We start from the raw sequence: 9,278 nt of genomic DNA, 5'->3' as shown, positions 1-9,278 counted from the left end.
ATCCGGTCGCCGCCGCGCAGGGCGATGTCCAGCTCGGGGTGGTTAAACAGATCCTGGAACCAGATTTTGCCTTGTTCGCCGCCCCGGATCACGGTGATCTGGGCAATTTCGGGCTCAATAGCCACACCGCCGGCCCGGGCCAGCATGGTGGACAGGGTTCTGGTCGGACGCTCAATGGCATAGACGCCCTGGCCGCCCACGGCGCCCGTCAGGCTGACGGTGGAGCCATCCCCGGCCACACGGCGCACCTGTACCTGCGGATCTGGGGTTTGATCTTCCAGCTTTTTGGTGATTTCTTCGCGCAGCTGCTCTGGGGTGTTGCCAGAGGCGCGCAAGCGCCCGGCATAAGGCACAAAGATATAGCCGGCGCTGTCGACCTGAACTTCCTCGAGCGCGGTGGCATTGCTGGCCTCATTGGCCAACAGCCCATCATCGACGTTTTCCCAGATGGTCAGCCCCAGAACATCGCCGGGACGAATGGTATCCGAGGTCAGGCGCCCGGCATTGATAAAACCGTTGGAAAAGCCAAGCGCCGGAACCACAGCGGTGGCGCGGGTGACGCGGTCATTGACGGAGACGACAAAGGCGTCGCCTTGCTTTTGCACCGATCCGGCAAAGATCTGGCGTTTGTTGGGGCCAACTTTAGGCAAGCCGCAAGACGCCGCAAGCGTCAATGCAGCGAGAATCGCCACGGGCCGCACCCAGGAGAGGGGGACGTTTTTCACTGCTCGGTCTCCTCGACCTATTATTATTCTGCCTCAGTTTTTTTGTCAGGCTAGCGCGGTTCGAGGATAAAATCCAGTCTTGCGAGCGGTTTCGCTCAGTGGACCACCGATAACTGTTGCCGCGGAGCCGCTGTGCCGTGGCGCAGCGCATCATAGGGATCATGGGATGACAGCATCATATCAACTACATGACGCAGCAATTGGCGCCGCCCTGAACGGGAATAAAACCCGCCTGGAACCTGCGAGGTTTCCAGCAGGTAGCGCCGGTAGTCCTTATAGGCGCGGTTGTCCGGCCGGGCTGGTGCGGCAAAGAACTGGGCCAGAGGCTGCGCCGAGGTGAAGGCGTCCTTGTCGTAGACTGCAGCGCCAAAGACCTTGAGCGGGATGCCGCGCCACAGCACCTGCTGTCCGGCGGTGGAATTTACCGTAACGGCGGTGCGGGCCTCATTCAGCAGCTCTGCCAGTTTGCCGCCGCGCACATAATGCACGCGGTCCAGAATACCATGCTCACGGGCAAGGCGTCGCAATTCACGACGGATCGGGCTGCGGCCATCCTCCAGCGGATGAGCCTTGATCACCAGATGGTGGTGGCGGGGGGCACCCGCGGCAAATCCTGAAATTACCTCGGCCAAAAAGCTGGACATACTGTCAAAGGGGGAATGCATCTGAAACGAGCTGTCATGTTCCAATTGCAACAGCGCCAGATGATAGGGAAAGCCACCGTTGCGAATGCGCCAGGTGGCGAGCCGACGCTCCAGCGCCTGCAGGGGCATCAGCAGCAAGCGCTTGAGGTATAGCTGAAACTCGCGGGTCACAGGGATCGCGCGATGGGGCTGAAAGTTGCGGTACTTGCGGTTCCAGAACATGACAAACCAATGATAAAGCGCGCCGTAGAATACATGCTGCCGCATATCGCCCCAATGGGAGGGCGGCAGCGGCGCTTCCATATCCGAGAGCTCCAAAGCGGCCTGCATCTCAGCCACATCTGTCCGCATCAGCCGTGAATTGCCATTGGAGCCATCCCGTTCGTAGGTGACCCAATAGGGGCGCAGATACCCCTCTTCAAACACATGTACCCGCAACCCCAGGGCATGTGCCGTTGCGACCGCCTGCGCATGGATGGGCCGAGTGTCGCCATACAGGACAATATCGGTGACGTTTTTGTCCTGGCAGGTTTGCTCAAAAAAACCTTTCCAATCCGCAAGGGCGCCGCGAAAGGGCAGATACTGTGCCTTGTCGCGCCAAAAAACCTGATCGCCGGCATTGAAACCGATGCGCCAAACGCTGCAGCCTGCAGTGCGCAACATCTGCCCCAAGGCGTTGAAGAACGGCCCATGAGGTCCCTGAAGGAACAGAAAGACGGGTTGGACAGCGCTGGTGTGTTGCATCAGGATTGCGGCTTTGGTGGTTAAAGTTCTGGTAATCTCGCTTTGGTTCATAGCACCGGACTGGGGCATAACTATGGCCTGGATCGCCAACAAGGGCGCTATGCCGCTTTAGGGGTATTCCGAAACAGCCAATGAGACCAGCGTCTATATCTGCCGCTTGGCTGCGACAGAAAGACTTGCCGCCCATCTGAATCCGGGGGGCGTAAAGGCGGCCCGCAGGTTGAGGAGGGCTTGTAGAACAGGGCCAGCTTAGGCTACTTCTGCGCCAGGAAATTCCGCCGTAGCCAAACCCGCCGTAGTCAAACCCTAGGAGTCCTTACGATGTTCACCGGTATCGTCACTGACATTGGAACCATTGCCCAGCTGGATCAGCAGGGGGATCTGCGGGCGCGGATTGCCACTCATTATGATACTTCAGGTATCGATCTGGGCGCTTCGATTGCCTCGGATGGGGTCTGCCTCACGGTAATTGAACTGGGCTCTGATTGGTATGATGTGCAGATCTCTGCCGAAACGGTGTCAAAGACAAATGTCGGTGCCTGGGGCGTCGGCAAACGGGTCAACCTGGAACGGGCTCTCAAGGTCGGCGATGAGCTGGGCGGACATATTGTTTCAGGCCATGTGGACGGGGTTGCCGAGGTGGTGGAGCTGCGCGACGAGGGCGACAGCACCCGCGTGACCCTGCGCGCCCCCAAAGAGCTGGCGCGCTTTATCGCCCCGAAAGGATCTGTCGCCCTGAACGGCACATCGCTGACGGTGAACGATGTGCAGGGCTGCGATTTTGGTATCAACTTCATCCCTCATACCAAAGAGGTCACCACCTGGGGGGATGTGAGGCTGGGCGATCAGGTCAACCTTGAGATCGACACCCTGGCGCGCTACGTGGCGCGGCTGCACGAAGCAGGCTGACAGGCAGACCCCGCGTCTGACTGGCGCTGTCATCCATCACGTCCACGCGGGGGGGGCTGCCCCTTTCATCTTACCTGAAATACCTCGGGGTGAGGCCGCAGGCCGAGGGGCAGAGCCCCTCAACCCTCATAGTATTTCCGGGGCTGTGCGAGGACAAACGCCGCGTCCAGTCCTTGCTGTGCCGCTGGTGGGGCTGGCCTTTGTCGCGAGGGTGGGCTATTTCGCCCTATATACCCGCCGGGCGATGGGCCCTTGGGGCATGTGTATCGAAAGGCTGTCAGCATGAGCTTTGAAACACCGGGGCCGGTCGAGGCCCGTTTGCGCGCGGCGATCAGCCCGATTGAAGAGATCATCGAAGAGGCCCGCGCGGGCCGGATGTTCATTCTGGTGGACCATGAGGACCGCGAAAACGAAGGCGACCTGGTGATCCCAGCGCAGGCTGCCGACGCAGAGGCGATCAACTTTATGGCCACCCATGGCCGCGGATTGATCTGCCTGACCCTGCCTGCCGAGCGCATTGACGAACTGGGCCTGCCAATGATGGCGATGCATAATTCTTCACGCCACGAGACGGCCTTTACCGTCTCGATCGAAGCCCGCGAAGGCGTGACCACCGGTATCTCGGCCGCCGACCGGGCGCTCACCGTGGCGACGGCCATTGACCCAGAAAAAACCGCAGCAGATATCGCCACGCCGGGACATGTGTTTCCACTGCGGGCGCGGCGCGGCGGCGTGTTGATGCGGGCAGGCCATACTGAGGCCGGCTGCGATGTGGCGCGTCTCGCCGGGCATTACCCCTCGTCGGTGATCTGCGAGATCATGAACGAAGACGGCACCATGGCGCGTCTGCCGGATCTGGTGGATTATGCCAAAACCCATGGGCTGAAGATCGGCACCATCTCGGACCTGATCACCTATCGCTCACGCAACGACAACCTGGTGGTGGAAACCAGCAGCAGTACCGTGATCTCCGAGTTCGGCGGCGAATGGAACATGCGCATCTTCACCGATCAGACCCACGGCGTCGAACATGTGGTGCTGACCAAGGGGGATCTCACCTCCGGTGGCCCCGTGTTGACCCGCACCCATGCCCTGCACGAGGCCTCCGACATCCTTGGACTTGGCCCCAAGCCGGTGCGTGAACTGCCCCGCGCGATGGAGCTGATCGCCGAAGAAGGACGCGGTGTTGTCTGTCTGTTCCGCGAGCCGCGCCATGCGCTTTATGCGCCCGAAGACGAAGGCCCGCGTACCATCAAACAGACCGGACTGGGGGCGCAGATCCTGTCAGAGCTGGGTCTGAATGAGCTGGAGCTGTTGACGGATTCCCCCGCCACCACCTATCTGGGTCTCGATGCCTATGGGCTGTCCATCGTGGGCACCCGCCCCATTCTAAAGGAGTCCTGATATGGCCGGACAGGAACAGCACTACATTATGCCACGCGCGGTTTTTGACAAACCGGTCAAGCTGGCCATCGTGATGTCGCCCTACTACAAGGATATCGCTGACAATATGCTGGCCGGTGCCCAGGCCGAGATCGAGGCTGCAGGCGGTTCTTATGAGGTGGTCGAAGTGCCCGGCGCGCTGGAGATCCCCACTGCGATTGCTATTGCCGACCGCAGCTCCAACTTTGACGGATTTATCGCGCTGGGCTGTGTTATTCGCGGCGAAACCACCCACTATGACACGGTCTGCAACGATAGCAGCCGCGCAATCCAGCTGCTGGGACTGCAGGGGCTGTGCATTGGCAATGGGATCCTTACCGTCGAGAACCGCAAACAGGCCGAAGTGCGCGCAGATCCGGCAGATCAAAACAAGGGCGGCGGCGCGGCTGCTGCGGCCTTGCATCTTATTGCACTGACGCGTAAATGGGGCGCCCAGACCAAGGGAGTCGGCTTTAAGGCGCCTTCCGAAGCCATTCAGCTGGCTGGCACAGGAAACGGACCCCGCACAGCATGACCCATTCGGACAGCGCCCCTAAGGGCAATGGCAAGACCCAGATGAAATCCGCCGCCCGGCTTTATGCGGTGCAGGCGCTGTTTCAGATGGAACACAGCGATCTGAGCTTTGACAAGGTGATTGCTGAATTTGAAAACCACCGCTTTGGCGCTGTTTATGACGACGCAGAGATGGCCGAGGGCGATACCGGCCTGTTCCGCAAGCTGTTGAAAGATGCCGTGAACTTTCAGGCCGCTATTGACCAGATGACAGACCGGGCGCTGGTGGCGAAATGGCCGATTGCGCGCATTGATCCGACGCTGCGGGCGCTGTTCCGTGCTGCCGGTGCTGAATTCACCCAGTCCAATACCCCGCCCAAGGTGGTAATCAACGAGTTTGTCGATATCGCCCGCGCCTTCTTTCCCGAAGGCAAAGAGCCCAAGTTTGTAAATGCGGTGCTGGACCATATGGCGCGCGAGGCAAAACCGGAAGTCTTTTGATCGCGCTCCCCCTTTGAGGGGGGATGCGATTCGCGATTTTGAAAAGCGTGCCCTGGTGGCACGCTTTTTTATTGCGGCTCACCTGGGGGAGCTCCGGCAGGGTGCGACACTATTTCTGGCTCCGAAGTGACGTTTGGTGCGGGTATTGCTGGACCTTGCGCTGCGGAGTGTTACAATTTGCCCGTAACAGAGATGAGGTCGTCATGCCCAAGCTGGTAAAACTCTACATCAAAAATGTTATCATCGGATTTGGCATCGCTGCCGGGTTTGTGTCCCTGTTGCTGTGGTTCAATGTGATGAACCTATGGGGATTGGTCAGCCACTCCAGCGACGGGATGCTGGCGGTGTTTCTGCTGTGGTTTATGAATGGCATCGTTTTTGCCGGGGTGCAGTTTGCCTGGGTGATTATGGCAATGGCCAGAAAAGACGATGGCCCACGCGGTGGCACGCCTGTTGCCCATTTTTTTGAACCGGCCCGGGTCAAAGCCGAAGCGCCCGCCGGACAAAAACGCCAGTTCAACAAGCGCGGTTAGGGCCGCTCAGCGCTCCGGCACTGGTCTTGTTGATAAGGCGGCCAGGGTGGCGCAGGCCACATTGCTCTTTGCCAAATGAAAAAGCCGCATCCTATGAGTGTCGCGCCCTATGATGAGTGGGTCGCGGCCTTCTTTTGTGCTTCAGGGGCTTTAAAGATCGTCTGTGAGAGGCTGGAAATGTGACGGGACCACCGCAGACGTGCGGTTTTGATTCCCGGGGACCTGTATGTACAGGTGGGCGCCAGGTAAACGGACCAGGGTCCGCACAGAGCCAGCTCCCGTGGAATTGCTTAAGGCCACTGGAATGCTTCCGGCACTGAAGGGGCAGAACCCGCCACAGCTTCTAGGTAGTGCTCCGTAGCGGCCAAAGCAAGGGGCTCAGCTGGCAAAGCGCTGTAATCCGGTTTTCCAGGCGATTTAGCGGCTGAGGCTTGCCTTTTGTTCCCTTATTGTTCACGTTGAGGCCTATGACATCCCCTGTTCAAACCAATAAGACCCTCTCCAATGATGCCCGTCCTCTGCGGCTGCAGCCGGGACAGCGGCTGGCCCGTGGGGTGTCGCGCCATTTGCGCGCACTTGGCTTTGCCGCGCTGGAAGAATTTGTACCGGTGCGGGGGCTGCGGGTGGATGTGCTGGGGCTTGGCCCCAAAGGAGAGCTTTGGGTGATTGAGTGCAAATCCAGCCGGGCGGATTTTCAGTCGGATACCAAGTGGCAGGGCTATCTGGACTGGTGTGATCGCTATTTCTGGGCTGTGGATACGGATTTCCCGGTGGATCTGCTGCCCGAGAGCACCGGGATCATTATCGCAGATGACTACGACGCCGAGGTGGTCCGCATGGCGCCAGAGGTGAAACTGGCGCCAGCCCGGCGCAAAATGCTGATCCAGAAATTTGCTATGGATGCCGCCAGGCGCCTGCACTCCCTGCGCGACCCTCGCCCCGGTCGGGATGGCTTGTTTTTTAGTGACCCCACCAAAGACGGCTGAAGGCAGGGGAAGAGGCTGTTTTAGCCTGCAACGAGGCGGGCAGCCTGGGCTGCAGCGCGCAGCTCATCTGCGATTTCTTCGGCTTCCTCGGGATCAAAATCCATTGGAATTTCGACACCCTCGGCTTCGATGAACAGCCGCACCATGCCCTGATCGGTGGGGCCGATTTGCATGTTTGCTTCGACGTCGCGTTCGCTATTGATACCCATTTTGCACTCCTGCCGCAGATCTATTGCCGGTATCCGGTGCTAGCCTGCGATGACTTGAAAGGCAAGCTGCTCTGGGCTTTGATAGGCTATGGCAAAAGCAACATTACGGCGATTCGAACCGGCAGATTGTCAATGGCTGGTAGCGCGCCACCAGGATCTCTACGCGCGCGATGAAGGCTTCGACGATAGCTTTGGGCCGCTGGTCGCCGAGATTTTACAGAATTTTTGCGAAGCGCATGACCCGCAGTGCGAACGGGGTTGGATTGCCCATCGCGGCGCGGAACGCCTGGGATCGGTCTTTTGTGTGCGCCAGAGTGAAACAACCGCAAAACTGCGGCTGTTTCTACTCACCCCCGAGGCGCGCGGGCAGGGTTTGGGAAAAGAACTGCTGCACCAATGCATGTGGTTTGCCCGCAGTGCCGGATACCGCGATATGCAGCTTTGGACCCATGAAAGTCACCAGGCCGCCTGCGCGCTTTATGCGGCGTTTGGCTGGCAGCTGATTGACAGCAAGCCGGTTCACTCCTTTGGGCAGGATTTGATCGAACAAAGCTGGGAAGTTGTGTTATAAACCTCTTGCGCTTCGGTTTTCTCTAGGCTAAATCGCCCGCAGTGCCGCCTTAGCTCAGTAGGTTAGAGCGCCTGATTGTGGATCAGGAGGTCCCCCGTTCGAGCCGGGGAGGTGGTACCACCAAAACAACAACTTACCAGATCTTGCAAAATTTGTTGGACAGTTGTTGGAACGTGTTTTCTGAAATTATGATCCAACTCATCCAGAGTTCCTGAGTCGCGCCACCTTGTTTGCGCTTTCTGACCTCAGTCTCGAGTAGCGATTTGTCGTCTGCGCTTACAAGTGCTGAGCCGCGTCTCGAAGTTCATGCTCGCTGAAGCGATGAGGCCTGCCGAACGCAAGACAATGATCAATCGGAAACGCACCGATCTGAGCTTGACCAAGCAGTGCAAGCTGCTGAAGATCAGTAGGTCATCGCTGTATGTCACGCCGGTTGGCGTTAAATCTGAGACGTTGAAACTAATGAATGAGTCCTCTCGTGATATCGCTGCGCGATGCACTATCAGGTAAGGATTGATCGGATCTTTAGGAAATATCCGTTCTTCCATTGCCCGGCAGGCGATTTGCATTGCAAATCTGCCGAGAGGGGGTAGCCACCAGCTTGCAGTCTACTTGCCGAGAAATAGGTTCCATGCAAGCCGTCACCGAGTACGCCATTTGATAGGCATCATGGGGCTGCAAGCAATCTGCAAAGGGCCACCCCCCCGTAGACCGGCAACACATGCTTGCATGTGTGAGAGCGGGCAAGAAACACCCTCAGCATCTCATTTATCCATACCTGCTGAATAAGTTACCGATCACGCGTTCATACCACGTTTGGTGCAGCGGCATTACCTACATCCCAGTGCGCCGTGGGTTTTGTATTTGGTCGCAATCATGGATTGGGCAACCCGCAAGGTTTTGGCATGGCGACTGTCGAACACGCTGGACGCCAGCTTCTGTGTTGACGCCTTAAACGAGGCCATCGCAAAATATGGCGAGCCTGAGACCATGAATGCGGACCAAGGATCTCAGTTCACTGGGGCAGCCTGGATCACGACCTTGACCGAGGCTGACGTCAAAATATCGATGGACGGACAGGGCCGGTATCTCGACAATATCTTCATCGAACGGCTGTGGCGGTCACTCAAACAGGAGGCCGTCTATTTGCATGAATTGCAGGACGGGTTCCACGCCAAACGCGTGATCAAAGACTGGATTGGGTTCTACAACTCTGAGCGGCCCCACACGGCTCTCGACAAACGATCCCCTGATGACGCATTCTTCGACACAGCACGAACCCAGAAGGCGGCATGAAACCAACCCGATTACATCTTAGCTGAGCCGCAAACCTGTCCTAAATAGTGGGACCACTTCAGTCCGTTCTGGATGTAATTCTTATGCACGTTACTTGTTGAACAATTCCTTAACATCGAAGCAAACAATCACTTCAATTTTATGAAACGCTTCAATATTTTTCTGAATTAAGCGCCGGACGATTATCAAATGTCTCCATGGCGCCTGACTTGTTATATATAGTAA

General features: G+C 57.9%; 10 protein-coding genes, 1 tRNA gene and 1 pseudogene. 9 read left to right on the top strand and 3 right to left on the bottom strand.

Annotation, left to right across the window (positions count from 1 at the left end):
- Both QZ268_RS18935 and QZ268_RS18930 read right to left on the bottom strand, forming a co-directional pair.
- Nucleotides 1-725 (bottom strand): polysaccharide biosynthesis/export family protein (locus QZ268_RS18935; RefSeq protein WP_295455590.1); only part of this gene is annotated, 725 nt, incomplete at its 3' end.
- 95 nt (nt 726-820) lie between these two features.
- The gene (locus tag QZ268_RS18930) at nt 821-2,113 is read right to left on the bottom strand and encodes a capsular biosynthesis protein (protein ID WP_295455591.1); all 1,293 of its coding nucleotides are present in this window, start codon (nt 2,111-2,113) and stop codon (nt 821-823) included.
- Between the two features lie 321 nt (nt 2,114-2,434).
- Here QZ268_RS18930 and QZ268_RS18925 point away from each other — a divergent pair, with 321 nt between their 5' ends.
- The 6 genes from QZ268_RS18925 (at nt 2,435) to QZ268_RS18900 (ending at nt 6,977) form a co-directional block, all read left to right on the top strand.
- Nucleotides 2,435-3,022, top strand: a complete 588-nt coding sequence (locus QZ268_RS18925; RefSeq protein WP_295455589.1) for a riboflavin synthase — start codon at nt 2,435-2,437, stop codon at nt 3,020-3,022.
- A gap of 282 nt (nt 3,023-3,304) precedes the next feature.
- Nucleotides 3,305-4,426: a 3,4-dihydroxy-2-butanone-4-phosphate synthase gene (ribB, locus tag QZ268_RS18920; protein ID WP_295455588.1), complete on the top strand. Its 1,122-nt coding sequence runs from the start codon at nt 3,305-3,307 to the stop codon at nt 4,424-4,426.
- 1 nt (nt 4,427) lies between these two features.
- The gene (locus QZ268_RS18915; protein WP_295455587.1) at nt 4,428-4,979 is read left to right on the top strand and encodes a 6,7-dimethyl-8-ribityllumazine synthase; all 552 of its coding nucleotides are present in this window, start codon (nt 4,428-4,430) and stop codon (nt 4,977-4,979) included.
- A complete protein-coding gene (gene nusB / locus QZ268_RS18910; RefSeq protein ID WP_295455586.1) occupies nt 4,976-5,458 on the top strand; it encodes a transcription antitermination factor NusB in 483 nt (160 codons plus the stop codon). The genes QZ268_RS18915 and nusB overlap by 4 nt, the downstream gene beginning before the upstream one ends.
- 203 nt (nt 5,459-5,661) lie before the next feature.
- Nucleotides 5,662-5,991, top strand: coding sequence for a hypothetical protein (locus tag QZ268_RS18905; RefSeq protein WP_295455585.1), 330 nt, complete (start codon nt 5,662-5,664; stop codon nt 5,989-5,991).
- 467 nt (nt 5,992-6,458) lie between these two features.
- Nucleotides 6,459-6,977, top strand: a complete 519-nt coding sequence (locus QZ268_RS18900; RefSeq protein WP_295455584.1) for an MmcB family DNA repair protein — start codon at nt 6,459-6,461, stop codon at nt 6,975-6,977.
- 20 nt (nt 6,978-6,997) lie between these two features.
- On the opposite strand, the gene QZ268_RS18895 is transcribed toward QZ268_RS18900, so the two are convergent.
- The gene (locus QZ268_RS18895) at nt 6,998-7,186 is read right to left on the bottom strand and encodes a DUF6324 family protein (protein ID WP_295455583.1); all 189 of its coding nucleotides are present in this window, start codon (nt 7,184-7,186) and stop codon (nt 6,998-7,000) included.
- Between the two features lie 88 nt (nt 7,187-7,274).
- Between QZ268_RS18895 and QZ268_RS18890 the strand changes: the two genes are divergently transcribed.
- The 3 genes and pseudogenes from QZ268_RS18890 to QZ268_RS18880 form a co-directional block, all read left to right on the top strand.
- Nucleotides 7,275-7,757 (top strand): GNAT family N-acetyltransferase, encoded by a 483-nt coding sequence (locus QZ268_RS18890; RefSeq protein WP_295455582.1) that lies wholly within the window; start codon nt 7,275-7,277, stop codon nt 7,755-7,757.
- Between the two features lie 43 nt (nt 7,758-7,800).
- A tRNA-His gene (locus QZ268_RS18885) sits at nt 7,801-7,877 on the top strand.
- 631 nt (nt 7,878-8,508) lie between these two features.
- Nucleotides 8,509-9,020 (top strand): annotated as a pseudogene (locus tag QZ268_RS18880) (IS3 family transposase); the annotation flags it as partial.
- Between the last annotated feature and the right edge of the window lie 258 nt (nt 9,021-9,278).

It is taken from the genome of uncultured Pseudophaeobacter sp., assembly GCA_905479575.1.
In the GTDB taxonomy this organism is placed as follows: Bacteria; Pseudomonadota; Alphaproteobacteria; order Rhodobacterales; family Rhodobacteraceae; genus Pseudophaeobacter.
Note: the sequence above shows the minus strand (reverse complement) of the source record. Positions and strands in the feature narration are given on the sequence as shown.

Bases quoted from the DNA above. Each gene is read 5' to 3' on its own strand.
- QZ268_RS18915 (WP_295455587.1), top strand. From the start codon at position 4,428: ATGGCCGGACAGGAACAGCACTACATTATGCCACGCGCGGTTTTTGAC.
- QZ268_RS18900 (WP_295455584.1), top strand. From the start codon at position 6,459: ATGACATCCCCTGTTCAAACCAATAAGACCCTCTCCAATGATGCCCGT.
- QZ268_RS18905 (WP_295455585.1), top strand. From the start codon at position 5,662: ATGCCCAAGCTGGTAAAACTCTACATCAAAAATGTTATCATCGGATTT.
- QZ268_RS18895 (WP_295455583.1), bottom strand. From the start codon at position 7,186: ATGGGTATCAATAGCGAACGCGACGTCGAAGCAAACATGCAAATCGGC.
- QZ268_RS18890 (WP_295455582.1), top strand. From the start codon at position 7,275: ATGGCAAAAGCAACATTACGGCGATTCGAACCGGCAGATTGTCAATGG.
- nusB (WP_295455586.1), top strand. From the start codon at position 4,976: ATGACCCATTCGGACAGCGCCCCTAAGGGCAATGGCAAGACCCAGATG.
- ribB (WP_295455588.1), top strand. From the start codon at position 3,305: ATGAGCTTTGAAACACCGGGGCCGGTCGAGGCCCGTTTGCGCGCGGCG.
- QZ268_RS18930 (WP_295455591.1), bottom strand. From the start codon at position 2,113: ATGCAACACACCAGCGCTGTCCAACCCGTCTTTCTGTTCCTTCAGGGA.
- QZ268_RS18925 (WP_295455589.1), top strand. From the start codon at position 2,435: ATGTTCACCGGTATCGTCACTGACATTGGAACCATTGCCCAGCTGGAT.